Source organism: Desulfobacula sp. (assembly GCF_030145145.1).
Lineage (GTDB): Bacteria > Desulfobacterota > Desulfobacteria > Desulfobacterales > Desulfobacteraceae > Desulfobacula.
Window position 1 is genome coordinate 40,006 of the sequence record NZ_JAQYWD010000009.1, and the last position, 24,192, is coordinate 64,197.

26 protein-coding genes are annotated in these 24,192 nt (G+C 45.2%); 15 read left to right on the forward strand and 11 right to left on the reverse strand.

Features of this window, described 5'->3' with window-relative positions; genetic code table 11:
• Positions 1 to 60: 60 nt before the first annotated feature.
• Positions 61 to 219 (forward strand): hypothetical protein, encoded by a 159-nt coding sequence (locus tag Q1Q15_RS06600; protein ID WP_300457838.1) that lies wholly within the window; start codon positions 61 to 63, stop codon positions 217 to 219.
• A 221-nt stretch (positions 220 to 440) separates the two neighbouring features.
• Positions 441 to 977, forward strand: coding sequence for an FmdE family protein (locus Q1Q15_RS06605; protein ID WP_300457839.1), 537 nt, complete (start codon positions 441 to 443; stop codon positions 975 to 977).
• A 200-nt stretch (positions 978 to 1,177) separates the two neighbouring features.
• On the opposite strand, the gene rpmB is transcribed toward Q1Q15_RS06605, so the two are convergent.
• From rpmB to rbr, 5 genes are all read right to left on the reverse strand, one after another.
• The gene (gene rpmB / locus Q1Q15_RS06610; RefSeq protein ID WP_300457841.1) at positions 1,178 to 1,372 is read right to left on the reverse strand and encodes a 50S ribosomal protein L28; all 195 of its coding nucleotides are present in this window, start codon (positions 1,370 to 1,372) and stop codon (positions 1,178 to 1,180) included.
• An 80-nt stretch (positions 1,373 to 1,452) separates the two neighbouring features.
• A complete protein-coding gene (locus Q1Q15_RS06615) occupies positions 1,453 to 2,103 on the reverse strand; it encodes an outer membrane protein assembly factor BamD (protein WP_300457843.1) in 651 nt (216 codons plus the stop codon).
• Complete coding sequence (gene trxB, locus Q1Q15_RS06620; RefSeq protein WP_300457845.1) at positions 2,100 to 3,026, reverse strand: thioredoxin-disulfide reductase; 927 nt, start codon at positions 3,024 to 3,026, stop codon at positions 2,100 to 2,102. Before trxB ends, Q1Q15_RS06615 begins: the two co-directional genes overlap by 4 nt.
• A gap of 11 nt (positions 3,027 to 3,037) precedes the next feature.
• Positions 3,038 to 3,364: a thioredoxin gene (gene trxA / locus Q1Q15_RS06625; protein ID WP_300457847.1), complete on the reverse strand. Its 327-nt coding sequence runs from the start codon at positions 3,362 to 3,364 to the stop codon at positions 3,038 to 3,040.
• Positions 3,365 to 3,531: 167 nt separating this feature from the next.
• On the reverse strand, positions 3,532 to 4,107 hold the full coding sequence (rbr, locus tag Q1Q15_RS06630; RefSeq protein WP_300457849.1) for a rubrerythrin: 576 nt from the start codon (positions 4,105 to 4,107) through the stop codon (positions 3,532 to 3,534).
• Between the two features lie 266 nt (positions 4,108 to 4,373).
• On the opposite strand from rbr, the gene Q1Q15_RS06635 reads away from it, so the two are divergent.
• From Q1Q15_RS06635 to tsaA, 7 genes are all read left to right on the forward strand, one after another.
• On the forward strand, positions 4,374 to 4,595 hold the full coding sequence (locus tag Q1Q15_RS06635; protein WP_300457850.1) for a hypothetical protein: 222 nt from the start codon (positions 4,374 to 4,376) through the stop codon (positions 4,593 to 4,595).
• A 271-nt stretch (positions 4,596 to 4,866) separates the two neighbouring features.
• On the forward strand, positions 4,867 to 5,322 hold the full coding sequence (locus Q1Q15_RS06640; protein ID WP_300457852.1) for a GNAT family N-acetyltransferase: 456 nt from the start codon (positions 4,867 to 4,869) through the stop codon (positions 5,320 to 5,322).
• Positions 5,323 to 5,616: 294 nt separating this feature from the next.
• Positions 5,617 to 7,221, forward strand: a complete 1,605-nt coding sequence (locus Q1Q15_RS06645; protein WP_300457854.1) for an ABC transporter substrate-binding protein — start codon at positions 5,617 to 5,619, stop codon at positions 7,219 to 7,221.
• Positions 7,222 to 8,178 carry an ABC transporter permease gene (locus Q1Q15_RS06650; protein ID WP_300457856.1) on the forward strand — a complete coding sequence of 319 codons (957 nt, stop codon included), beginning with the start codon at positions 7,222 to 7,224 and terminating at the stop codon, positions 8,176 to 8,178. It abuts the gene before it with no gap.
• Positions 8,171 to 9,013 (forward strand): ABC transporter permease, encoded by an 843-nt coding sequence (locus tag Q1Q15_RS06655; RefSeq protein ID WP_300457858.1) that lies wholly within the window; start codon positions 8,171 to 8,173, stop codon positions 9,011 to 9,013. The genes Q1Q15_RS06650 and Q1Q15_RS06655 overlap by 8 nt, the downstream gene beginning before the upstream one ends.
• A gap of 4 nt (positions 9,014 to 9,017) precedes the next feature.
• Positions 9,018 to 10,970 carry an ABC transporter ATP-binding protein gene (locus Q1Q15_RS06660; protein WP_300457860.1) on the forward strand — a complete coding sequence of 651 codons (1,953 nt, stop codon included), beginning with the start codon at positions 9,018 to 9,020 and terminating at the stop codon, positions 10,968 to 10,970.
• 54 nt (positions 10,971 to 11,024) lie between these two features.
• On the forward strand, positions 11,025 to 11,549 hold the full coding sequence (gene tsaA / locus Q1Q15_RS06665) for a tRNA (N6-threonylcarbamoyladenosine(37)-N6)-methyltransferase TrmO (protein ID WP_300457861.1): 525 nt from the start codon (positions 11,025 to 11,027) through the stop codon (positions 11,547 to 11,549).
• Between the two features lie 26 nt (positions 11,550 to 11,575).
• On the opposite strand, the gene aroB is transcribed toward tsaA, so the two are convergent.
• Positions 11,576 to 12,631, reverse strand: coding sequence for a 3-dehydroquinate synthase (gene aroB, locus Q1Q15_RS06670; protein WP_300457862.1), 1,056 nt, complete (start codon positions 12,629 to 12,631; stop codon positions 11,576 to 11,578).
• A complete protein-coding gene (aroF, locus tag Q1Q15_RS06675) occupies positions 12,631 to 13,641 on the reverse strand; it encodes a 3-deoxy-7-phosphoheptulonate synthase (protein ID WP_300457863.1) in 1,011 nt (336 codons plus the stop codon). The genes aroB and aroF overlap by 1 nt, the downstream gene beginning before the upstream one ends.
• Positions 13,642 to 13,968: 327 nt before the next feature.
• Between aroF and Q1Q15_RS06680 the strand changes: the two genes are divergently transcribed.
• The 5 genes from Q1Q15_RS06680 to minE all read left to right on the forward strand — a co-directional run bounded on the left by Q1Q15_RS06680 (position 13,969) and on the right by minE (position 17,886).
• A complete protein-coding gene (locus tag Q1Q15_RS06680; protein WP_300457864.1) occupies positions 13,969 to 14,679 on the forward strand; it encodes a response regulator transcription factor in 711 nt (236 codons plus the stop codon).
• Positions 14,680 to 14,796: 117 nt separating this feature from the next.
• Positions 14,797 to 15,942: a response regulator gene (locus tag Q1Q15_RS06685; RefSeq protein WP_300457865.1), complete on the forward strand. Its 1,146-nt coding sequence runs from the start codon at positions 14,797 to 14,799 to the stop codon at positions 15,940 to 15,942.
• A 150-nt stretch (positions 15,943 to 16,092) separates the two neighbouring features.
• On the forward strand, positions 16,093 to 16,782 hold the full coding sequence (locus Q1Q15_RS06690) for a septum site-determining protein MinC (protein ID WP_300457867.1): 690 nt from the start codon (positions 16,093 to 16,095) through the stop codon (positions 16,780 to 16,782).
• 26 nt (positions 16,783 to 16,808) lie between these two features.
• Positions 16,809 to 17,609 carry a septum site-determining protein MinD gene (gene minD / locus Q1Q15_RS06695; protein ID WP_300457868.1) on the forward strand — a complete coding sequence of 267 codons (801 nt, stop codon included), beginning with the start codon at positions 16,809 to 16,811 and terminating at the stop codon, positions 17,607 to 17,609.
• A 10-nt stretch (positions 17,610 to 17,619) separates the two neighbouring features.
• Positions 17,620 to 17,886: a cell division topological specificity factor MinE gene (gene minE, locus Q1Q15_RS06700; RefSeq protein WP_300457869.1), complete on the forward strand. Its 267-nt coding sequence runs from the start codon at positions 17,620 to 17,622 to the stop codon at positions 17,884 to 17,886.
• Between the two features lie 126 nt (positions 17,887 to 18,012).
• Here the strand turns inward: minE and Q1Q15_RS06705 are convergent, their stop codons facing one another.
• Positions 18,013 to 18,966 carry an MBL fold metallo-hydrolase gene (locus tag Q1Q15_RS06705; RefSeq protein WP_300457870.1) on the reverse strand — a complete coding sequence of 318 codons (954 nt, stop codon included), beginning with the start codon at positions 18,964 to 18,966 and terminating at the stop codon, positions 18,013 to 18,015.
• 35 nt (positions 18,967 to 19,001) lie between these two features.
• Positions 19,002 to 19,493 (reverse strand): response regulator, encoded by a 492-nt coding sequence (locus Q1Q15_RS06710; RefSeq protein ID WP_300457871.1) that lies wholly within the window; start codon positions 19,491 to 19,493, stop codon positions 19,002 to 19,004.
• Positions 19,494 to 19,968: 475 nt separating this feature from the next.
• Here Q1Q15_RS06710 and msrB point away from each other — a divergent pair, with 475 nt between their 5' ends.
• Positions 19,969 to 20,985, forward strand: coding sequence for a peptide-methionine (R)-S-oxide reductase MsrB (gene msrB / locus Q1Q15_RS06715; protein WP_363320889.1), 1,017 nt, complete (start codon positions 19,969 to 19,971; stop codon positions 20,983 to 20,985).
• 67 nt (positions 20,986 to 21,052) lie between these two features.
• Here msrB and aspS read toward each other — a convergent pair whose 3' ends face one another.
• Positions 21,053 to 22,840, reverse strand: a complete 1,788-nt coding sequence (gene aspS / locus Q1Q15_RS06720; protein ID WP_300457876.1) for an aspartate--tRNA ligase — start codon at positions 22,838 to 22,840, stop codon at positions 21,053 to 21,055.
• A gap of 18 nt (positions 22,841 to 22,858) precedes the next feature.
• A complete protein-coding gene (hisS, locus tag Q1Q15_RS06725) occupies positions 22,859 to 24,115 on the reverse strand; it encodes a histidine--tRNA ligase (RefSeq protein ID WP_300457878.1) in 1,257 nt (418 codons plus the stop codon).
• Between the last annotated feature and the right edge of the window lie 77 nt (positions 24,116 to 24,192).

Here is a 24,192-nt window from a genome sequence, read left to right on the forward strand (position 1 = left end):
TGTGGACAAACAAATGCTATCGGTTGGTATCATATCCGCCTTTAACGGATGTTTTTCGGGTTGTGCGACCATTCAATTTATAACCACCAGGGAAAGAAAGATATCGGTGCCCATGCCAGTGCAGCGGGAGGGGTGGACAAGGCCCCTGAAAATGCCCATTGTATCAACGCAACAGTCTTTGCCCTGTTCACTAAAAATCAACGCCGGTGGCAAGGGTAACGGCCGTTCTGGAAAACACTGCCGGCCAGGGGGCCAACCTGGGCGGTTCCTTTGAGCAGATCGCCCAGATCATTTAAAACAATTTGCTTTTTCGGGATAGGAAAAGGATAACAAGGGCTGCTTGATGTGTTTTTCCCCTTCATTATACTGGCTTTAATTGGTATACTGGTGACTGTTAAAATGCTGAACAATCCTCAAACCAACAGAAAGGAGATCGTATAATGGTGTGTTCATTAGGAAAAGAGGTGGTTGAAAAAACAATTGAATTTCACGGTCATAGCTGTCCTGGTCTGGCCATAGGGCTTCGGGTGTCGGAACTGGCAATGGAAAAGCTGGATATCCGGAATGCAAAAGAACTGGTATGCGTCACGGAAACCGACATGTGTGGCGTGGATGCCATTCAATTTCTCACCGGATGTTCTTTTGGCAAGGGAAACCTGATCCACAAAGATTATGGAAAATCTGCATTTACATTTTATGACCGGGATGCTCAAAAGGGGTTCAGGGCTGTTTTCATGAATGATTTTGCCAGGGATGAGCAGGACCGGGAGATTCGACTCAAGCGGATCATGGAGGCGGATTTAGCGGATCTGTTTGTGACAGAGGAAGTAGATGTCCCTCCGGTAAGACCGGCCCGCATACTCAAAAGCATTCAATGCGATGCGTGCAGAGAAATGACAATGGAATCCCGGATCAGGATGTTTGACGGGAAAAATCTTTGTATTCCATGTTTTCATGAGGTTGAGCAGAAAATATAATGGGCCGTTAACCCATCACACCATCGGCAAGGACGGGGAATATTAAACTCCATCAAATGATAAGAACCCGTCCATCAAAAAGAGGGCCTGGAATTAAATCCCAGGCATTCAGAGTCGACTTTTCCCTGAACGCCCGTTTAAATTCTGGTAACCCGACTGTTATTCAGAATCATTGAGGTGATGTAAAAAAGAGAAGTGATTTATGCCGCTTTTGTAACTTTTCCTGCTTTAATGCAACTGGTACACACATCTATTTTTCTAACACACCCTGGCTTAATAACGGCCCGGACTCTTTGTAGGTTTGGATTAAAGACTCTCTTGTTCAAGTTATGGGCATGACTGACATTGTTGCCAACCATTGGTTTTTTTCCACAAATGGCACATTCTTTCGACATTTTTTTTACTCCTAATAAACTTTTTAAACAAAAACAACCTGCATTTAATATACCAGAAAAAAATAAAAGTAAATGAATTTTTAATTTTTGTCTGCCAGTTCCCGGCATCGGGGAATTTTAGCCTGTGCTTCTTTGCTTTCCTTTGAATCCGGATACGTTTCAACAAGATATTCATATCGTTTTAATGCTGCTGCATATTGTTTTTGTTTCATATAGAAATTGGCAACATAGAGTTCATGTCCGGACAGGTTGTCGATGCAGGCTTGAATATTTTCCTTTGCCTTTTCACTATACTCATTCCTGGGAAACTGGTCCATCAATCTGTAAAATTGTGTGAGGCTGTTTTTCGCAGGGGTATGGTCCCTGTCGATGCTATCCAGCTGGTTGAACCAGCAAAGCCCCATCCTGTAGATAACATAGGGAATGGCTTCATTCTTTGGATGCATTTTTTCAAAGTCTTCATAGGCCAGGAGGGCTTCATCGTATTCTCCAAGAAGAAAATGGGCATCTGCAATTTTAAGCTCGGCCAGGCTGGCATATTTACTGAACGGATACCAGTCCTTCAAATCCGTATATGCTTTTACAGCGGTTTTATAGTCCCCGGCCACAAATGCGGAAGAAGCGTCTGAAACAAGCTCTTGCGCATTTTTTTCCATTTCATGGGAGGTCTCAAACAACGCGCATCCGGAAAGCAGTAAGACAATCGTAACGCATAAAAACAGTTTTTTCATGAGGACAGGTTCTCTATAAAATGTTCTGCACAAACCGCTGCAATGGCAGCATCCCCCACCGCGGTAGCGATCTGTCTTAGGGGGGTATCTCGTACATCCCCTGCAACAAATACACCAGGAACAGAGGTCTGCATTTTTGCGTCCGCAAGAATAAATCCAAATGCATCTGTTTCAACGGCATCATTCAAAAAAGACGTGTTTGGCAAAATGCCGATCCATATAAAACAACCGTCCGCCTTCAGGGTTTTTTCTTCATTGGTTTTCAGGTTTTTTACCCTCACCCCTTCGACACCGAAAAAGCCTTCCATACCGGTGGCAATACTATCCCAGACCATTTCAATCTTTTCGTTTTCAAGGGCTCTTTCCTGGAGTATTTTTGTGGCCCTGAGTTCATCTCTTCTGTGGACCAGATATACTTTTTTGGCAAATTTTGTCAGGAAGATGGCTTCTTGCACTGCTGTATCTCCACCGCCAATGGCAACAACTGTTTTTTCCTTAAAAAACGGGGCATCACACGTGGCGCAAAAAGAAACCCCCTTTCCCATGAATTTGTCTTCGCCGATGCCAAGATTCCTCGGGGATGCACCCGACGCAATGATAAGGCTTTTGGTGGTAATACGTCTATCTCTTAAAACGATTTCTTTTGCTTCCCCGGTAAGATTGAGGGAATGGACCTCTGCTGTTTCAATTTTTAATCCCAGGTCTTCCGCCTGAATCTTCATTTTTTCGGCAAGGTCATACCCTGAGATACCTTCAGGAAAACCCGGATAGTTTTCTATCCAGTCGGTGACCAGGATTTGACCGCCGGGCACGGTTTTTTCCAGAAGCAGGACATTCATTCTTGCCCTGGCAGCATAGATGCCTGCTGTCAGACCGGCAGGACCGGCACCAATAATTACAAGGTCATAGTCCGTTGTTGTCATTATTCCTCTCCTTACAAGACCCCTTTGATGGTTTCTTCCAATTTTTCTTTGGCAACCATTCCTGTGATTTGATCTGCTATTTCTCCATTTTTAAAGAAAATCAGGGTCGGAATTGCTTGAACACCATATTTGCTTGGGCTGATGGGATTGTCATCCACATTGACTTTTGCAAAGGTCATTTTGTCACCGTATTCTTTTTCAAGGGCTTCAACCGTTGGGGCAATGGCTTTACAGGGACCACACCAGGGCGCCCAGAAATCTACCATAACAGGCTTGTCTGATTTGAGAACTTTCTCCTCAAAAGAATCATCTTCAATTTCAATTATATTTTGTGTCATGACAACCGTCCTAAATTTAAGTTTATGATTAAAACATATCCCGTAAATATATGTTCGTATTTATTTTTTGTCAATTCTTCAATGCGGTTCGAATAAAAAAGGGTAAAGGCTTTTGAGGAGTGAATCAAAGCGGTTTTACCCTTTAAATTTGGGAAAAAAATGAAGGGTTACCAGTTTTCAGCCAACAGTTCAAAATGGTCCTGGGGATGATCACACGCCGGACACGTTTTCTCTGCCTCTTTGCCTTCATGAACATATCCGCAGTTTCTGCACCGCCATTTTACAATACCGTCTTTTTTAAATACGGTTCCTTTTTCGATATTGGCAGCCAGTTCTGCATATCTTTTTTCATGTTGTTTTTCTGCCACGGCAATCATTTCAAATATAGTGGCAATGGCATCAAACCCTTCTTTTTTAGCTGTGGCGGCAAAATCAGGATACATGCTGGTCCATTCATAGTTTTCTCCTGCTGCAGCCTCTTTGAGATTTTCCAGCGTCGTCCCGATCACACCGGCGGGAAATGACGCAGTGATTTCAACTTCGCCACCTTCAAGTAATTTGAAAAGCCTTTTGGCATGTTCTTTTTCCTGGTTGGCGGTTTCTGTAAAAATATCGGAAATTTGAACAAATCCTTCCTTTTTAGCAGCGCTGGCAAAATACGTGTACCGATTTCTTGCCTGGGATTCGCCTGCAAAAGCGGTTAGCAGGTTTTTTTCAGTCTGGGTTCCTTTTAAACGGGCCATTTTTTTCTCCTTTTGTCTATCCGTGCTTTTTTGAATCTTATTGTGGTTAATTCTATACGGTGGTTTTGCTTAAATTGATAAAATATGACATTCAGCCAGAGCCGAATGAATGTTATTCATACTATACTCCCGGATTTTTTTAAAGAGAATAAAATAGTTTTCAAATTTTCATGTTACCCACAGAAAAATTAAAGTTTTTCAGATTTTTTACGATGAATATATATAGGTAAGAACCGAATTATAAATAAAACAAAATGGAGGATGCCATGACATTTGATTATAAAATAATACCGGTTCGAAATAAGACCATTGATTCTATTGATAAAATCAATGGCTTTCCAGGGAAAAGAAAGACCGTCAGCCGGAAATTAAAAAGAGACAGGCGAAAACATAAAAATGATCGGCGAAGCAGCGTAAGGGATGGGGTGATCGTTGATTTGTCTTTTGAATCCAGCCGGCGCAAGGGGACCGATAGACGGCGAAAATAAGCTGAAATTAAACGTGCCATCCTTCCCACCGGTTTTTTCCCGTCAGTTTCAAGATAACCGCTTCTGTTTTTTCACTCTATCGATTCTGTGCCGTGTTTCCAAACTGTTTTAATCTATTGTCAAATGATGGGAAAAACCGGGTTGTGAAAAGGGATCAATTCTTTAATGGCGCGACTTATTTATTGACACACAAGTGATAATTTCTTATGCTGAAGAACCTGCAAAAGGATGTCTATCATTAACCGATGGCCCTGAAGCGAAAGGAGGCCCCATGTCCGATACGACGGTTAAAATCAGACTCATGAGAATGGACGATTTTGATGCTGTGGTTGGGATTGACGAGCGAGTACTCAAGTCTTCCCGGACAGCGTATTATGAACTGAAATTTGAAAAGCTTTTCAACTCCAAAGAGTACCTGCCCACCTCGCTTGTGGCAGAGCAAGAGGATGGAACAGTTGTGGGGTTTGTCATGGGCGAACTCTATATGGGTGAATATGGCATTTCCCAGCAAGGCGCAACCCTGGATACCATTGGTATTGATCCCGATTTCCAGCATCAGGGGATTGGTGAGCAGTTGATGAAAGAATTTATGGATCATTTGAAGACCCTTGATGTTAAAAACATCAACACCCTGGTTGACAAGAATGATTCTCAGTTGATGCGGTTCTTTACCGCAAGCCAGTTTAGGCCCTCCCAAACCGTTGTCAACCTGGAACGGATCCTTTGATATTGGCGAGGGATTAGGGACGGCTGTCATGCACCGTCGCAAAACGGCCTTGACGTCAGCTGACCCGGTCGGTGGTATGTCTGGGCCAAAATGCGATTTTAGGATAAATGGCATTTTTTCTGACATAAGCATTGACATACTATTATAAATATTTTAATGAATCACATAATCAGGTCAAGAAGGCCGTTTTAATTCAAGTATAAAAATTAGCGTATTATCCGATTAAACCACGAAGGTCACCCAGTCAGAAGACTTTGACCTGTGGTTTTTTGTTTTTTATATAAGGGGATGAAAATGGTCAATAAAACGTATGGGCTCCCATGCATGATGTCGGTGGTTTCAGCGCTTTTCTTTATCGTTCTTTTATCCGGTGCCGCTGCAGATGCGAAAGATCAGATCAAAGAGGTCCGCATCGCAGATGCCAAAGGTGACTGGGGATATCCCAATCCCTACCGGCATTATCCCCGGGGGCCGGGATATGTTCGCATGAGCTGGGTGTTTGATACCCTTGTGTGGAAAGACAAAGAGACCTATATTCCGGCACTGGCAGAATCGTGGGAATTCAACAGCCAGTCAATGGCGTATATCTTTCAATTAAACCCAAAAGCCAGGTGGCACGACGGCAGACCGGTCACGGGAGAGGATGTCGTTTTTACCCTTCACTACATGAAACACCATCCCTATCGCTGGATTGACCTGAGCCGTATTAGCGGGGCCAAGCTGCTGGGAAAATATACGGTGGCTGTTTTCCTTAACAACGGCTATGCACCCTTTCTCTCGGATATCGGAGGGACAATGCCCATTTTACCAAAGCATATCTGGAAGGAGGTCAAAATTCCCGAAACCTTTGATGAACCAGGTGCCTATATCGGTTCCGGGCCCTATCGGTTTAAAGATTATGACCGGGCCAATAAAACCTATCTGTATGAATCCTTTGATGACTATTATCTTGGACGGCCAAAGGTTCATCAACTGATCTATATCAAAACAGGGAATCCCCTGATGGCGCTTTCAACCCATCAGGCCTCCCTGTCCAGCATTCAGCCGGACATGGTGACGGTTCTGAAACAAAAAGGCTTTACGATTCTGGCCGATTCATACGGATGGAATAAAAAGTTGATGATCAATCATACCATTTCACCGTTCAATGATGTGAGATTCCGGCAGGCCCTGGTCTATATGATCAACCGCCGGGAAATTATTGATAAGGCGCACCGGGGATTTGGCAGGATCGCTTCCTGCGGGCTCCTGTCCGTGGATCATGATATGTATAACCCGGATACACCGGTGTATCCCTTTGACCTGTCAAGGGCACAAGATCTGATAGCGTCCCTTGGGTATAAAAAGAACGGGCAGGGGTATTATGAACGAGATGGAACGGTTTTAACGGTTGCGCTTCTGGCCTCCAATATCACTGTGGCCGGCGGCAGTGTCCATGACCGGGATGGGGAGATCATAAAGAAGCAGCTGAATGACGGGGGCATTAAAACACAATTGATCCACATGGAACAAACCACCATTGATTCAAAGATCAAAAACTGGGATTTCATGCTGGCCATTTCCGGGCACGGGGGGATCATGGGGGATCCTAAAGTGTTGAATGAAATGATCGGATCCGCATATGGTTCAGGATCGGTGAACAGTGCCCGGTTTGATAAAAACACCCGGCTCAACAGCCTTTTGGCGCAACAGATGGCAACCATGGACCGTGAGAAAAGAAAAGCCGTTGTATTCCAGATCCAGGAACTGCATGCCCGGCTTTTGCCGGCAATCCCCTTGTACTACCCGGATACCTACAGTGCCTTTGATCCATCTGCCGGTATTGACTGGTTTTATACAAAAGGCGGCATTGCCAAGGGGATTCCGATTTCTCAAAACAAAATGGCGTTGGTCAGATAGATGAAAAAGCGGCTCTCTGTTTTCACTGCCTACGGGACAGCACTTTTCATCCTGACATATCTGAGTTATGCGCTTCCCAGATGCCTGCCCGGAGATTTTGTTACGGCCATGTATTCGAGTTCCAATGTGAGTTTAACCCAGCAGCAGGAAACCCGGTTGAGGGCGTTTTATTCTGATACACAAGATTTCAAAACCTACCTGTTTCGGGTGATCACATTGGATTTGGGCTATTCCCATGCCTTTTTGTCCCCCATTTGGACCTTAATCCTTGAATCACTGCCCTGGACCCTTTTGCTTCTGGGTGGCGCCAATGTGATTTCAGTGGTGGTTGGATTTTTAATTGGGGTTGAAACGGCCTGGCGAAAGGGCAGCCGGATTGAACGCAACACCATTGGGTCCATGACGGTTTTAGAGGGATTCCCTGAAATCGCCACCGGGGTGATTCTGCTGGCTGTTTTTGCCCTGCACCTGCAATGGTTTCCATCATCAGGTGCCCAGATTGCCTATGGAGAGTTTACCATGGGGGAACGGCTGGTGGATATTGTCCACCATCTGGCACTCCCGCTGTTAACCCTGGTGATGGCCTATATTCCCGGCAATGCACTGCTGGTCAGAAATACCATGACCCTGGTGCTGGGGGAGAAATATATCCTGACGGCCAAAGCAAAGGGGTTGCCCAATCTCCGGGTCCGGTACGGGCATGCCGCAAGAAATGCCCTGCTGCCCCTGGTAACCAGAATCGGGCTGAAAATAGCGTTTATGATTACAGGCGCCCTTGTGGTGGAAACCATTCATTCGTATCCCGGGATCGGAACCCTTCTTTTTACTGCCATTGGAACCCGGGATCTGCCGTTGATCCGGGCAATTGTGTTGTATTCGTCCTTAATGGTTCTGATGATTAATCTGGCACTTGAGTTTGTGTATCCCCGCATTGATCCAAGGATAAAAGATGTCTAGAGATGGTCTGAAAGAGGCGGTTCATGATCCCCTGTTCCGTATGGGACTCTTCCTGTTCGGATGTGTTGTGATAACACTGGTTGCGGGACGTCTCCTGACACCCTTTGCACCGGACGACATGTCGTTTATACCCCTTTCGCCGCCGTCATGGGAACATCTTCTGGGCATCAACGATGGGGGGCAGGATATTTTTACCGAACTTGTTTTTGCCGGGGGCAATTCCCTTGGGTTTGGGCTGATCTGCGGGGGGGCGACACTTTTTATGGGCATTTTTGCCGGTCTTTTTTCTGCCTGGTATCAAGGACTGGTTGACCAGTTGATCATGCGGATCTCAGACATTCTGCTGTCCATTCCATCGATTATGATTCTCATTTTTATTGCGGCGCTGTTTCGTCCACCGCCGGTTATTCTTGCATTGATTCTGGCCGTCATGTCCTGGCCGACCCTTGCAAGAAGTTTTCGAGCCCAGGGCTTGATCCTTAAAAAACGCCTCCATATAGCAGCCGCCTCCCAGATGGGTGCCGGTTCTTTTTATATCATTCGAACGCATCTGGTTCCGGAATTGTTCCCCTTGTATCTTGTTGGGTTTGCCGGGAAAATGAGAATGGCCATGTTTATGGAGGCCACCCTGGCGTTCCTGGGACTGTTTGATCCCTCCCGAAAATCCCTTGGAATGATGATCAGTTACGCACTCAAGTACTACTATATGGACATCTGGTGGAACTGGTTTGCACCGCCGGTTGCTTTTTTAACAATAATGATCATGTCGGTTACGTTTCTGGCGATTTCCATGGAAAAGGTCTTTGATCCGCGTATCCGAAACACAACGGGGTAATACTATGAATTTAAGGATTAACGATCTTTTTGTCTCCTATATCGATGACAATCATGTGCTTTCTGCTGTGAATGGTGTGGGCTTTAAGGTTGAAAAGGGTCACATAACCGTGCTTGTGGGAGAATCGGGTTCCGGTAAAACCACCATTGGACTTGCCTGTATGGGCCTGTTACCGGACAATGCCGAGGTGGGCGGCCAGATATGGCTCGGCACCCAGATGCTGACGGCCCTGGGCCACAGCAGCATGAATCAACTCCGCCACGACACCATTGCCATGGTGTTTCAAAATGGCAGTGCCAATTTTAATCCGGTTATTCGGGTGATGGATCAGGTGGCAGAACCCCTGGTGAGCCGGGGAACAAAGAAAAAGGCGGCCCGGAAAAAAGCAGGAAGCCTGTTGACGCGCATGGGGCTGGCACCCCGTCTGCACGACCGGTATGCCCACCAGTTGAGTGGTGGCCAGATTCAACGGGCATTGATGGCCATGGCATTGATTCTTGATCCGGATATACTGATCCTTGACGAGCCCACAGCGTCCCTTGACAGTGTGACAAAATCCTTTGTCAAAAAAATTATCAAAGAGGAAGCCGCTTCAGGCAAGGCCATTCTGTTGATTACCCATGATCTGGGCCTTGCCCGGGATCTGGCCGATAAAACCCTTGTTCTATATTTTGGGCAGGTGATGGAGGAGACCTGTGAAAACATTATGGAGAATCCGGGTCACCCATACACCCATGCCCTTGTCCGTTCGTTTCCAACCCTGGATGCCACCCGGGATCTTGGGGGTATCCGGGGCAATGCGTTTTACAGATACACCCATTGCCATAAAAAGGGCCACGACACTCACAACCATATTCAGACGGATACTGTCCATGATGATGATCATGTACCGGTTTTTGGCTGTATTTTCAGGCCAAGATGTACCCAGGTGATTGACCAATGTTCCCATGCCATTGAAATCGTTCAAAAGGGCACACAAAAAATAAGATGTGCCCGGGGGGGCATCACCCGGCTGGTCCGTTTTGATGGGGTCTCGAAAACGTATGGGGAACGAACAGCCCTTGCACCCCTTGATCTGGAGATATCCGCGGGAGAGTTGTTTTGCCTGGTCGGTGAGACCGGTTCCGGCAAAACCACCCTGGCCATGATGGCCTCCGGCGGAATTAAACCAGACAAAGGATGCATTGAATTCAACCGGGAAGACATCAAAAAAAGAGCTGTTTCACAAATCACCGGTGTTGTGTATCAGTCACCCATGGAATCTGTGAGTCATCGGTTGAGTGTTTATGATATTGTGGCAGAACCCTTACGCATCGCAAATACGGAAAAAACCCAGGTGAATAAAATGGTGCTAAGGGCGTTAAAAAGGGCTCAGCTGTCCACTGCCCCCGATTTTTTGCACCGATACCCCCATGAGTTGAACATGGGCGCCGTGCAGCGGGTCTGCATTGCAAGGGCCATTGTAAACGAACCCCTTTTTCTCGTTGCGGATGAACCCACCAGCGCGCTTGATCCCAGCGTTCAGGCAAAAGTGTTGAAAATGCTGCTGGACTTGCAGACGGAACTGGGAATGACCCTGCTGTTTATTACCCATAATATCGGTCTGGCAAAGAAAATCGGAGACCGGGTGGGGGTCATGCTGTCAGGTCATATGCTGGAACTGGGGGCGGCAAAGGCGGTTTTTAATTCTCCCTGTCATCCGTATACCCGGCTTTTGCTTGAAGATGATCCGGAAGACCATCCAAACCTGTCTGGACGTCAAAATGAAACATCAACAGATCCTCTCTGCCCGTTTGTTTCCAGGTGCGCGTTGGCCGATCCCCTGTGTTTTAAAAAAATGCCGTTAAAAACAGCCCATGGCAAAGGGTTTGTCAGCTGCCACCGATTTGATAAACCAGCAGAACACTTTGCCTGTGGCAGTATAAAAGGTTCAAGGGTCGCTGGTGAATTTGCATAACAAAAAAGAGAATGATGACAAAATTAATCAAACAGCAACGAGAAGGAGACCCTAATGGAAATTATTCTGAAACCCACGGGTATTGTTAAAAGTCCGATTAAATCCCCCAGTTTGGCCGCAGACAATACCCATATCAATATGACGCAGAAAAAAGAGGAGATGAAACAACAGCACCGTGAATTAAAAGAGATGGTGTCCCACATTATTATTGATGAAACATGTGAAGACTTACTGGACGGTATTGAGGAATTTTCCCATATTCTTGTGTTGTACTGGCCCCATTTGGTTCCTGAAAAAAGTCGTGAGTTTTTAAAGGTTCATCCCATGGGCCGAAAAGATCTGCCCAAAAAGGGAATTTATGCCACCTGCAGCCCGGCAAGGCCCAATCCCATCCTTGTGACAGCGGTTAAGCTGGTGTCACGGAAAGGCAATGTGCTTGAAGTACAAGGGTTTGAAGCGGTTGATGAGAGCCCTGTCCTGGATATCAAACCCTATGTGAATCACTATTACTGTCCACAAGATGTCCGTGTTGCCGGCTGGATGCGGGATCTGACCGAAGAATTGGAAGACCCTTCATAAAGACGCTATCAACGGCAGCCGGGGTGTCAACGCATCCCTGCTGTTGTTTTGCCGTTAAAGACAGAACGGATAAAGTCATTCATTTCATCAAAACTGATTTTTTCAACTTTTGCGGTTCCAATCTGTTCAAGGAAAACATAAAAAAGGTCTTTGCCCTGTTTCTTCTTGTCTTTACCGGCAGCCCTGATGATTTCTTCTGCCGGGTAATCCAATGCCGTTGGAAGTTTAAAATCATTTAAAAGCGACTGGATTCGAACAACATCGTTCCGGGAGATCCATTGCCTGGCCCGGGAAAATTCGGCAGCGGCCACCATCCCCATTGCCACGGCTCTTCCATGGCCTGACCGTTCTATCTTTTCAATGGCATGACCAATGGTGTGGCCGAAATTGAGCTTTCTTCTTTCCCCGGATTCTTTTTCATCCTGCTGGACCACTTGGGATTTGATGCTTACGGAATCTGCCACAAGTTTGAAAATGGTCTCATAATCCAGATCAAGGGCTTTTTGCTGATTTTTTTCAATAAAATCAAATAACCCGGCATCTGAAATCAATGCATGCTTGACGATTTCGGCTAATCCGTTGGAAATTTCTTTTTCCGGAAGGGTATTTAACAGGTCAATGTCACAAATAACAAATTCCGGCTGATTGAAAACCCCCACCATATTTTTATAGGACTCCAGATTGACCCCGTTTTTCCCCCCCACACTGGCATCCACCTGGGAGAGAAGAGAGGTGGAGACAAACCCGAAGTTGATGCCTCTAAGAAAGATCGAGGCGGCAAAACCTGTGATGTCACTGACAATCCCCCCGCCAATTCCCACAATAAAGCTTGAGCGGTCACAGGCATAGTGGACCAGTTTTTTTAATATCATTTCAACGGTGGCAAGGGTTTTAATCTTTTCTCCGGTGCCAATGGTGATAACGGGAACATCGGGAAAATCGGATTGATAATGGGTTTTTATGTTTTCATCTGTGACAATAACCACCTGGGTAGATGGCAGATAGGTTTCCAGCCGTTTGAGGTGTTCTCCCACATAGATGGAAGAACGCCCTGACTGACCGTTAACATGGAAGGTTTCCATTATGGTTTCCTGACAATGTCATGGATAGCGGTCATTTTTTCCATAACACTAAAAAATTGTTCCGGGTACAAAGACTGAGCCCCATCGCTCAAGGCTTCTTCCGGGTTGTTGTGAACCTCGATCATCACACCGTCGGCCCCCATTGCGGCTGAGGCATACGCAAGACAGATGACCTGATCTCTGACACCGGCCGCATGGCTGGGGTCAACAATCACCGGCAGATGGCTTTCTTTTTTAACGGCCGATACCACCGAAAGATCCAGCGTATTTCTGCTGTGCTTCACAAAGGTTCTGACCCCTCTTTCGCAAAGAATGATATTATTATTACCTTCTTCCATGATATATTCAGCAGCCATGAGCCACTCCTGGAGCAGGGCAGACATCCCTCTTTTTAAAATGACGGGCCTGACAGATTTTCCGGCACGTTTTAAAAGACTGAAGTTCTGCATGTTTCGAGTGCCGATCTGAACAATATCGGCATATTTTTCCACCAGATCAAAGGTCTCCACATCCATGACTTCCGTCACGATGGGTAATCCTGTCTCTTCCCGCACGGTTGCCAACAACTTAAGGCCGTTTTCTCCAAGTCCCTGGAAAGAATATGGCGAGGTTCTCGGCTTGAACGCCCCCCCTCTGAATAGGGTTGCACCGGCTTTTTTAACGGACGTTGCAATAGAGAGAACCTGGTTCTCGCTCTCAACCGCACAGGGGCCGGCAATGACCGGAAAACTGCCATTGCCGAAAACAGCATCCCCCACTTTAATCTGGGTATTTTCCTGCTGAAACTCCCGGCTGACAAGTTTATAGGGTTTTGTCACCGGAATAACCTCCTTTACACCGTCAATCCCCAAAAAATGGGCAGCATCGACAGATCCCGTATTATACAGAATTCCAATGGACACCCTGTCGCCTCCAGGGATGGGACGGGCGGTGTAACCTTTCTTTTCGATGGCATTTACGGCAGCTTGAATTTTTTTTTCAGGGGTGCCTTTTTTCATCACTACTAACATTGTTTTTCTCCATTTGAGGTTGTATCAGTATTCAATTGTTTGAGCAATAAAAAAGGCTGACGGATTTTTGACAGCCGGAAAATAAGAAAAGGCTGCCATTGTTTGCCAGCAGCCTTTTTCAATGTGATGGTCTGTTTTTCAGTCCAGGCGGCTGGCATCGGTATTTTTGCACCACCTTTGCCAAAATGAGCGACCTGCTGCAACCGTTTGGTTGCCCTGTTTCGGGTTGAATTTTGTTTCTATACACAAGAACATCATAATGGCATCGAATTATAAATGAAAAATATCGTTTGTCAATAATAATATCCAAATTTTATAAACTATTGTTTGATTTTCAGTACACATCGCGATAAACTTCAAGTAAAATCTAACCCTTTTCAGGAGGATATTGGAATAAAGATACTCATAGCAGACGATCATGCGATCATTCGAGAGGGGTTGAAAAGCCTTCTTGAAAAAAAGGGAATCATGGATATCGAGATTGCAAAGAATGGCCGGGAAGCCATTGAGCTGGCAATTGCCCATCACCCGGATGTCGTCATCATGGATATTTCAATGCCCAATCTTAATGGCATGGATGCCACGGCAACCATCCGAAAAGCGCTCCCAAATACGAAAATTATTGCGCTTTCCATGCATTCCAGTAAGCAAAGCATCGACAAAATGTTTGCATCCGGTGCATCCGGTTACATCCTGAAGGAATCGGCTGTTGATGAGTTGTATCAAGCGATACAAGAGGTCAACAATGGTAATTTTTATTTGACCCCTTCCATTGGCAGAATGTATTTGAATGGCAAGGGGCCTTTGTTTAAAGACATGGATGATTTCCCGAAGTCCAGAAAAATTTCAAAAAAAGAACGGGAAGTTCTTCAACTGGTTGCCGAGGGGCAAAAAACCCGGGACATTGCTGAAACGTTGAGTGTGAGCATAAAAACCATAGAAAGTCACCGCAGAAATATTATGAAGAAACTCAATATTTTTACCATTGCCGGGTTGACAAAATTTGCAATTAAAGAAGGAATGGTTTCCCTGGAGTAACAACGTAAATTTTTTGAAAATTCAGGGTTTCCACTGATTGAAATCCTGTTGATATTTTATTATAATGCTATTTGTATTGGATGAATACCGTAATTGATTTTAGCTTAAGGTGGCAAAATGGAACATATACGATTAAAAAAGGAGACACCTGATGCGGTGGAAGCACTTGCAGGAGGGATAGCCCATGATTTTAATAATCTATTAGCCGCAATAAAAGGTCATGCATCACTGATGATGAACAGTATAAAACCGTCTGACCCGCTTTATCCACACATCACGGAAATCATTCGCTGCATTGACAATGGATCTGAAATTGCCAACCAGCTGCTTGGCTTTGCAAAAGTTGATGAGTATTACCCCCGATCCATTGATGTAAACCGGCTGGTTCGAAAGGTTGTTGAAAATCTTGATCTTAAAGGGAAAAGAATTGTTCTGGACGTGGATCTGGACGTTAATCCCCTGATTGTTGAGGCCGATCCTGATAAAATCAACCAGGTCATGAATACCATTATCGACAATGCCCTGCTGGCCATGCCAAACGGTGGGAAAGTTTCTATTCTCACTGAATCTGCTGCTATTTTAAATGGCACTGCCGAGTCTTACGGCTTGAACAATGGATTCTTTGTGAAAATCACCATTTCAGATACGGGTATCGGGATGGAAAAAGATGTGCTTGAGAAGATTTTCAGCCCTTTTTATTCCGCTGACCACCATCGTTATCCATATAAAAAGGGACTGGGGTTAACGTTTGCCAGGGAAATTATTCAAAATCATGACGGTGTCATTGATGTGTGGAGTTCTCCAAAAGCGGGATCTTCTTTCTCGGTTATTTTGCCGTTAAAGGAAACCACAGACGATATAGATCTGCCGGCAGAAGATGAAAAACTGGTTATGGGGAATGAATTGGTCCTTCTGGTGGATGATGAAGAGCGGATTTTGACGGTGGGGCGGGAGATCTGTAAGGCGCTTGGGTATGGTGTGATCACGACGGGGTCCGGAAAAGAGGCCTTAAAAATTTATAAAGAGAAAAAAGAAGAGATCAACCTCGTTGTTCTTGATATGATCATGCCGGAAATGAATGGGCTTGAAACATTTCTGAAACTTAAGAAATATAATCCTGATATCAAGGTGCTGCTTTCAACCGGGTATTCCATAGATGAAGCAGCCCAGGAAATGCTCAAGCAGGGATGCAAAGGGTATATTCTTAAACCGTATAGTGTGATTGATTTTTCCCATAAATTAAGAGAAGTTTTAGAAAAATAGACATTTCAAAATGCTTGCAGACGGATGGGGTCAAATCTGTCTGCAAGTCTTGCCGTTAGAAGATATTCAATCCTTGACACTTAACCTGTGATTTTTTATAGTCCTTGAAAATTATGTAAACGACGAAACGTTTTAACCAAAGATATAATAATGATTAATTTTGACAGTTCTGCGCCGGTAAGATTAAAAGGGGTTGGGGATGGTTTCTGGATTACACTTGACCCGTCTCACCCGGAGAATGTGATCAAATCGGAAATAGACAAATTATTTAAAAATTTAAAACATCTGACCATAAATGCCAGCGTGGTAATTGATGTCAAAGATGCCAAGGGCCACGATGATCTGATAGAAAATATCAGATCATATTTGATCAACACCTTTGACGTCGCAAAAGTGTCTAAACCAACGGAAAAGAGATCTATTCCAACGGAACGAATTCGTCAGAGGGACCTTTCAAAGGGCTGGAATCATCATCGAAGCGAGGTGTTAATGCTCCGGGGAAGGGTTCGGTCCGGTCAGAAGATAGAAGCGAGGAAGCATGTTGTGATAGCCGGCGATGTGAACCCAGGATCGGAAATCAGGGCTGGCGGAGATGTGATTGTTCTTGGCCGGCTGGCAGGAAAAGTTCATGCCGGATATCCAAAGGATGAAACCGCCATGATTTTTGCCCTTGAGTTCAAACCTACCCAGGTTAAGATTGGGGAAATTGCGGCTGCGGGAATCAATGAGGACTTTTGTGCGAAGCCGGAATATGCCTGTGTTGAAGATGATGGCATCGTGGTAAAGGATTATATGAAAGCAAATCCTTTTCGGAAACTGCCCTGGCCGGAAGCCGTTTAAGAAAAATTAAAGAATAGAGGTGTGAATTGGAAGGTAAAGTAATTGTTATAACATCCGGAAAAGGCGGGGTTGGAAAAACAACCGCAACTTCTTCCATTGGTGCAGCCCTGGCTTTGGAAGGCAAACGGGTTGCCATTGTGGATATGGATATCGGCCTGAGAAATCTTGATGTTGTTATGGGCCTGGAAAACAGGATCGTATTTAATATTGTTGATGTGGTCCAGGGAAAATGTAAAATCAGCCAGGCTGCCATCAGGGACAGAAGAATCCCCAATCTTTTCCTGATTCCCGCCTCCCAGAGTGATAATAAGGATGTTTTAACCACTTCCAGTGTTGAACGGGTGGCAAACCAACTCAGAAAAGAGTTTGACTATGTGATCATGGATTCTCCGGCTGGAATTGAGAAAGGGTTTGAGAATTCCATTGTGGGGGCCAATGAGGCATTGGTTATCTGCACCCCTGATGTGTCTGCTGTCAGGGATGCGGATCGCGTTATCGGGATTTTGTATTCACGGTCACTGACCCCGAAGCTGATTGTGAACAGGATTGAACCGGCCCGGGTGGAAAGAGGTGAAATGCTCAGTCATGAAGATGTCCTTGAAGTTCTTTCCATTGAACTTGCCGGGCTTGTTCCCCTGGATGAGCGCGTGCTGATTTCGTCCAATACCGGTACCCCACTGGTGTTACAAAATGATTCAAAAGCAGGTCAGGCATTTAAACGCATTGCCAGACGGCTCAATGGAGAAGCTGATTTGCCCATCGAGGTGCCGAACCATAGAAGCAGTATGTGGCGCAAAATCAGCAAAACCTTTGGGTTTAAAAAATAAGGAGAGTTGAATGCTAAGCAGATTATTGAGAAAATTTACCGGTCAGAAAGCAAGTAAAGATACGGCTAAAAAAAGGCTTCAATTCTCCTTAATATATGACAAGCTTGAAGTGAATGACACCACTTTAACGGATCTTCAAAAAGATATTGTAGCGGTTATTTCAAAATACTTTGAGATTGATAAAGACTCTCTTGAGCTGAAGGTTAAAAGAGACGATGAAGTATCTGCACTGGTGTTTAATACACCGATACTTCATGTAAAACGGAAAAGCGCATAACCCCTTCTTTCTTTTTTATCAAAGCACCAAATTGAGATGGCACCTTATTTTGGTGCTTTTTGTTTGTTGTTGGTCCCAGTCAAACCAGCCAACGGATGCCATTCATGGGATAGCCCAGTTGAATGGCTAAAGGACAATCCTGCTGCCGACACTGGAAAGCACAAACGCATCGGGCAGCTCTTCTGCAAACCGTGAAATAGCCTTGAAACCCGTACAATGCATTGGAGAGATGACCTGTAAAGACAGTTTTTTCATCTCTTCAATGGTGGGCTCTATGGACGGCTCCATCACCGCTCCACTCAGGTGAAATCCGCCAATCACAGCACAGACGTCCTGTTGACCGGTTAATTCCCGGGCATATGCGATAGCGTTGATGATGCCGGAGTGGGCGCACCCTGAGATCACCACCAGTCCCTTATTGTGAAGGTTTATGACCAGGGACTGGTCATCCCTAAAGGTGTCGGAATGAAACGCACCCTTTTGTTTTATTTGAGCCCCTGGCAGTCCTTTCTCAAAAGCGGTGATTCGGGGAATTTCACCGGTAACCAGAATGGTATCCCGGCCCAGCAGAAGGGGTGATTTGTTTTCCATTACATCTGCCCCCCACGATTTGAGTTCATCCCTGGAAGGAAAGGAAGGAAACGTTAATCGGTCATCTGAAGGAAATTGGATGGCGCGGGGTAGAAAAGCATCCGGATGCAGGATGACGCTGGTTTCTGCTCCGGTTAAATTAAGAATTTCCTTTAAGGCCCCGATATGATCCATATGGCCGTGGCTGAGAACAATCGCCTCAACATCTTTCAGTGTCAGCCCCAGATATTCAAGGTTGTAAGGAACGGCCACATTGGTATAACCTGCATCAAGAACAATGGCATGTGTTTCTCCCTCCACCCGGACTTTCACCAGCAGAGACAGGCCATGCTCAGCCAGCACGGTATTTTTTGGAATGACCCCCTCTTTGGCCAGGGGGGGCCGAATGATGGTCTCATTTCCCGGCAAAAGGACATCGGAAAAATTGTCCACAAGGGTTATCACCTCAACACTGTCTGCCGGACGCAACCATACAGTTTCTTTTTTCATTTATCCCCTCTCTTTCATTCGCATGGGTTCGGACTTTAATACAGTATTTTGTCGTTCCAGAATTTTTTTTCTTGTTCCCGCCAATTTGTTCCATGAAACCGTCGATCGTAGAATTCGCCAAGCCTGTAAAACATTTTTTCCCAGGGGTTTTTTTTGTTCTTCAATGCCGTAAGGACATCCGCAACAAAAACATCAATTTCAGCCATTTTATCTTTGGGTACAAAATAGGCAGCGCCTTCTTCGGCGGATTTTTTAAGGCTTTCTTCCGATAACGCATGGGCTGTGAGCATCAGCGCCGGTATTTTGTGGTCATTGGCAATTTTAAGCAACTCAAAGCCTTTTACGCCCATGATATCCAGAATGGCAATGTCATAGTACTGATCTTCCAGCAGCTGTTTGGCCTCCTCAAAGGAAGATGCCGTATCTAATCTACACATATCCAGCAGTTCAATTAACGACTCTAACACATCCGGTTCATCGTCTACGACAAGAATTTTTTTGCCGTTTAATATTTTTTTTGACGTCATTTTTGTATTCCTTTTTTTATAAGGGCAGTTTGAATCCGTTATCTTTAAAATTCATTTTGAATTTTATCATCAAATACAATTTTGTTCATTTTGTCAATATGCTTATCAATAACTCGCGTTTCGGTCTTCAGCTTTAATGGACAGGGCCAGGCTTTTTTATGGTGCTTTTTATGACTATTTCATGACCAAACAGGCAAAAAGTGCCCAAAAGAAAGCCTGATACCAGGCATATGTTTGTAGCCGTTATCTCTTTTTTTGCTTTGTGATACATTTGTGATTATTTTATCATTAAACAGTGATGGTTACGTTTATTTTAATGAGGAAACACGCTTAAACAAGGAGATGGATCATGAAAATAAAAATGATGATCTTGATAATCACAACGGTTTTTCTTTTTGGCTGTCAGTCCTTTGCCGAAAAGCCATCCTCCCCGGGAAATGAGATGAAGTCAGGGATGACCGAAATGAAAGCAGCTATGGATAACCTGGAAATGGCCACCTTTGCCGGAGGGTGCTTCTGGTGTACGGAATCGGATTTTGAAAAGGTTAAAGGTGTTAAAGACGTCGTGTCCGGATATACCGGCGGACATCAAATAAATCCCACTTACAAAGCCGTGTCCGCCGGAACCACCGGTCATACCGAGGCGATACAGGTCTATTATGATCCGGATATCGTCACGTACATAGATCTTTTGGATGTGTTCTGGCGGCATATTGATCCCACCGATCCAGGGGGACAGTTTGTCGACAGGGGCACCCAGTATCGGGCGGAAATTTTTTACCATAATGAGGATCAAAGAAGAAAGGCCCTGGCATCCAAGATGGCGTTGGAAACCGCCAGGGTGTTTGACCCCCCCATTGTGACCCCTATTACGAAATTTGACAAATTTTATACGGCAGAAGCGTATCACCAGGATTACTATAAAAAAAATGCATACCGGTATAAATATTACCGCTGGGGTTCCGGCAGGGATCAGTTTTTAAAAAAAGCATGGAAAGATGTGACAATGGAGAAAAAAACAAAGATGAGAAATGAGACAGCATCCATGACTGTGGCTGCCTGGTCAAAACCCAGTGATCCGGAAATTAAACAACGGCTGACACCACTGCAGTACAAGGTCACCCAGAACAATGGGACAGAGCAACCCTTTAACAATCTCTACTGGAATTATAAAAGAGAGGGTATTTATGTGGATATTGTTTCAGGAGAGCCGCTTTTCAGTTCTAAGGATAAATTTAAGTCCGGCACTGGGTGGCCCAGTTTCACAAAACCCCTGGAGCCGGATCATGTGATAGAGAAAATAGATAAAGGTTTTTTCACGGTTCGCACAGAGGTCAGAAGTAAAATAGCCGATTCTCACCTGGGCCATCTGTTTGATGATGGTCCGGCGCCCACGGGTATGCGATATTGTATTAACTCTGCGGCATTGAGATTTGTTCCCAAAGAAGACCTGCAAATGGAGGGGTATGGCAAATACCTTGGCCTGTTCTGAGTCGGCCGTCCATTAAGACAGGGGCCTTCCCCATAGTTGAGGAAGGCCCTGTTATTTTAAAAAATGGTTATTCTTCCAGTTTGGATACTTTGATGGCAAGCTCCTGGAGCTGTGCTGGTGAAGCCTTTGATGGCGCTTCCGTTAACAGGCAGGTGGCTTTCTGTGTTTTGGGAAATGCAATGACATTTCGAATGGAGTCTTCACCGCACAACAGCATCATCAACCGGTCCAGTCCAAAAGCAATTCCCCCGTGGGGCGGCGCCCCGGATGCCAGTGCATCTAAAAGAAATCCGAATTTTTCATTGGCTTGGGTGTCATCAATGCCAAGGCAGTGTAAGACCTTTGACTGGAGCTCTGGGGAATGAATCCGAATACTGCCGCCACCGATTTCAATTCCGTTCAACACCAGGTCATAGGCTCTTGATTTAACGGCAAGGGGATCGGACGTCAGCTTTTCAATATCTTCTTCCAGGGGGGCGGTAAACGGATGGTGCAGGGCCTGATAGCGTTTTTCCGTTTCATCATAATCCAGCAGGGGAAAATGGGTCACCCAGGTAAAATTATAGGTATCGTCGGAAATCAATTCAAGCCGTCTTGCCAGTTCGTTTCTTAGCTGACCAAGGGCCTCGTTGGTGATTTTCGGCTGGTCTGCCACAAAGAAAACAATATCCCCGGGTTCAAGGTCCAGTCGGTTTTTTAACGCCTCTTTTTCATGGTCTGTAAAGAATTTGGCAATGGGCGACTGCCATTCCGCTTCTTTAATCTTTATCCAGGCAAGTCCCTTTGCCTTGTAAACGGCTGCAAATTCAGTCAATTCGTCAATCTGTTTTCGGGTAAAGGTTGCACATCCTTTTGCATTAATGGCTTTAACAAGACCGCCGTTTTTTACGACATTGGCAAACACCTTGAATCCGGCATCTTTTACAATATCGGAGACCTCACACAATTCCAGGCCAAATCGCAAATCCGGCCTGTCCAGGCCAAATCTTGAAAGGGCGTCATCATAGGTGATTCTGGGAAACGGTGTGACAAGGTCAAGATCTCGTACGCGTTTAAAAATTGCCACAATCATCCCCTCGGCAATTTCCATGATCTGCTCTTCATTAACAAAGGACAGCTCCATATCGATCTGGGTAAATTCGGGCTGCCGGTCTGCTCTTAAGTCTTCGTCCCTGAAACATTTGACAATCTGGTAATATTTGTCAAACCCTGCGATCATCAATAATTGCTTGAACAACTGGGGTGACTGGGGCAATGCAAAAAATTCTCCCTGGTTGACTCTGGAGGGAACCAGGTAATCCCTTGCACCTTCAGGCGTGCTTTTGGTCAAAACAGGTGTTTCAATATCCACAAACCCTTTGTCATCCAGATAATTTCTGATGGCCATGGTGGCCTGATGTCTTGCCAGGATATTTTTTTTCAGCTGGGGCCGTCTTAAATCCAGGTATCTGTACTGCAACCGAATGGATTCCGAAGCTTCCACCCGGTCTTCGATGAGAAATGCCGGTGTTTTGGCTTTTGAAAAAATATACAGCTCATCTATCAACACTTCAATGGCACCGGTTTCCATATTCGGGTTGAGCATATCATCGGGTCGAGCAATCACCTTTCCTTTTACGCCAAGGACATATTCACTTCGAATGTCTCGGGCCTTTTCATGAACTGCTTTTGAATTTTCCGGGTTAAAAACGATCTGGGTGATACCTTCCTTGTCCCTTAAATCAATGAATATGACGCCTCCGTGGTCACGGCGGTGCTGAACCCATCCCATCAAAATAACGTGTGTATCAATATCCGTGTTCCTTAATTGGCAACAATGATGTGTTCTTTTTAGATTTCCTAGTAAATCAGTCACTTAAATATTTCCTCTATGTTATTTTTTAAATATCTTGATCAGTTCAGGAACCAGGGTTTCAACTGGGAGTGAAACCTGCTCTTTGGTATTCATGTCTCTTAAAATAATGGCATTTTGTATCAGCTCATCTTCCCCTGCAATTAATACATAATGGGCATTGAGTTTGTTCGCCCGTTTCATAAGGGCTTTCATGCTTTTTCCCCGAAAATCCATTTCCGTTCGGATGCCGTTCTGGTTCAATGCGCAGGACCAGTGATATCCTTTTTCCGTGGCCATATCCCCTAAACAAATGAGAAACAGATCAAGGGCGGTTGCTTGGGGTGCTTTGTCCAGCTGTTCCATGACCTCTACTAGCCGGTCAAATCCAATGGCAAACCCAATTCCCGGCGTTTGCGGGCCGCCCAGTTCTTTGACAAGGCCGTCATATCGGCCACCGCCTGCAACAGCACTCTGGGCACCAAGGGTGGTGGTCTGAATTTCCCAGGCGGTTCGGGTATAGTAATCCAGGCCCCGGACCAGGGATTTGTCCACGATAAAGTCAACCCCCTGGGTTTCAAGGGTTGTTTTGACCGTTGCAAAATGGTCTTCACAGTGATTGCACAGATGATCCAGGGTTGCCGGGGCATCCTGAAGGACGTCTTTGCAAGACGTGACTTTACAGTCAAGGATTCTTAACGGATTTTTATCTATCCGTCTCAAGCAGTTGTCACAAAGCCGGTCTTTTTTTGATGCAATAAAATCCAGAAGCGCCCGTTGAAAGGACGGTCGGCAGTCGGGGCACCCAAGGGAGTTCACATGTGCTGAAAGCCCGGTCAGACCCAGTCGTTTAAACAATTCGGTTAAAATGAAAATCAACTGGCTGTCAATATAGGCCGATTCGACACCAAAGACCTCTGCATCAATCTGATAGAATTGACGGTAACGCCCTTTCTGGGGCCTTTCCCGCCTGAACATGGGACCCATCATGAAAAATTTTCTGATGGGATCTGTGGCATACATCTTATGCTGGATGTAGGATCTGACAATGGAGGCGGTGGCTTCCGGCCTTAATGTGAGCTTGTCCCCTTTTCGATCGGCAAAGGTGTACATCTCTTTTTCAACAATATCGGTTGCCTCTCCGATACTTCTGGAAAAAAGCTGTGTTTTTTCAAGAACAGGAATCCGGATTTCTTTAAACCCGAAGGCGTCAAATAAACGTGTCGCTTCTTTTTCTACTTTCTGCCACAGGGCAATATTTTCTGGCAGGATATCTCTAAACCCTCGTATGGTCTGCATTGTTTTTTTCTTTTTCGCTAAAATTAGTATCAAAAAATAAACCAAACCTTATTTATATATTAAAATCAGACTGTTAG

Coding starts and splice junctions, on each gene's coding strand:
- minE (WP_300457869.1), top strand. CDS start 17,620: ATGCTAAGCAGATTATTGAGAAAATTTACCGGTCAGAAAGCAAGTAAA.
- Q1Q15_RS06710 (WP_300457871.1), bottom strand. CDS start 19,493: ATGACGTCAAAAAAAATATTAAACGGCAAAAAAATTCTTGTCGTAGAC.
- Q1Q15_RS06690 (WP_300457867.1), top strand. CDS start 16,093: ATGATTAATTTTGACAGTTCTGCGCCGGTAAGATTAAAAGGGGTTGGG.
- Q1Q15_RS06615 (WP_300457843.1), bottom strand. CDS start 2,103: ATGAAAAAACTGTTTTTATGCGTTACGATTGTCTTACTGCTTTCCGGA.
- Q1Q15_RS06650 (WP_300457856.1), top strand. CDS start 7,222: ATGAAAAAGCGGCTCTCTGTTTTCACTGCCTACGGGACAGCACTTTTC.
- rpmB (WP_300457841.1), bottom strand. CDS start 1,372: ATGTCGAAAGAATGTGCCATTTGTGGAAAAAAACCAATGGTTGGCAAC.
- Q1Q15_RS06705 (WP_300457870.1), bottom strand. CDS start 18,966: ATGAAAAAAGAAACTGTATGGTTGCGTCCGGCAGACAGTGTTGAGGTG.
- Q1Q15_RS06685 (WP_300457865.1), top strand. CDS start 14,797: ATGGAACATATACGATTAAAAAAGGAGACACCTGATGCGGTGGAAGCA.
- Q1Q15_RS06605 (WP_300457839.1), top strand. CDS start 441: ATGGTGTGTTCATTAGGAAAAGAGGTGGTTGAAAAAACAATTGAATTT.
- tsaA (WP_300457861.1), top strand. CDS start 11,025: ATGGAAATTATTCTGAAACCCACGGGTATTGTTAAAAGTCCGATTAAA.
- trxA (WP_300457847.1), bottom strand. CDS start 3,364: ATGACACAAAATATAATTGAAATTGAAGATGATTCTTTTGAGGAGAAA.
- trxB (WP_300457845.1), bottom strand. CDS start 3,026: ATGACAACAACGGACTATGACCTTGTAATTATTGGTGCCGGTCCTGCC.
- msrB (WP_363320889.1), top strand. CDS start 19,969: ATGGATAACCTGGAAATGGCCACCTTTGCCGGAGGGTGCTTCTGGTGT.
- hisS (WP_300457878.1), bottom strand. CDS start 24,115: ATGCAGACCATACGAGGGTTTAGAGATATCCTGCCAGAAAATATTGCC.
- Q1Q15_RS06640 (WP_300457852.1), top strand. CDS start 4,867: ATGTCCGATACGACGGTTAAAATCAGACTCATGAGAATGGACGATTTT.
- Q1Q15_RS06655 (WP_300457858.1), top strand. CDS start 8,171: ATGTCTAGAGATGGTCTGAAAGAGGCGGTTCATGATCCCCTGTTCCGT.
- Q1Q15_RS06645 (WP_300457854.1), top strand. CDS start 5,617: ATGGTCAATAAAACGTATGGGCTCCCATGCATGATGTCGGTGGTTTCA.
- aroB (WP_300457862.1), bottom strand. CDS start 12,631: ATGGAAACCTTCCATGTTAACGGTCAGTCAGGGCGTTCTTCCATCTAT.
- aroF (WP_300457863.1), bottom strand. CDS start 13,641: ATGTTAGTAGTGATGAAAAAAGGCACCCCTGAAAAAAAAATTCAAGCT.
- Q1Q15_RS06660 (WP_300457860.1), top strand. CDS start 9,018: ATGAATTTAAGGATTAACGATCTTTTTGTCTCCTATATCGATGACAAT.
- rbr (WP_300457849.1), bottom strand. CDS start 4,107: ATGGCCCGTTTAAAAGGAACCCAGACTGAAAAAAACCTGCTAACCGCT.
- Q1Q15_RS06635 (WP_300457850.1), top strand. CDS start 4,374: ATGACATTTGATTATAAAATAATACCGGTTCGAAATAAGACCATTGAT.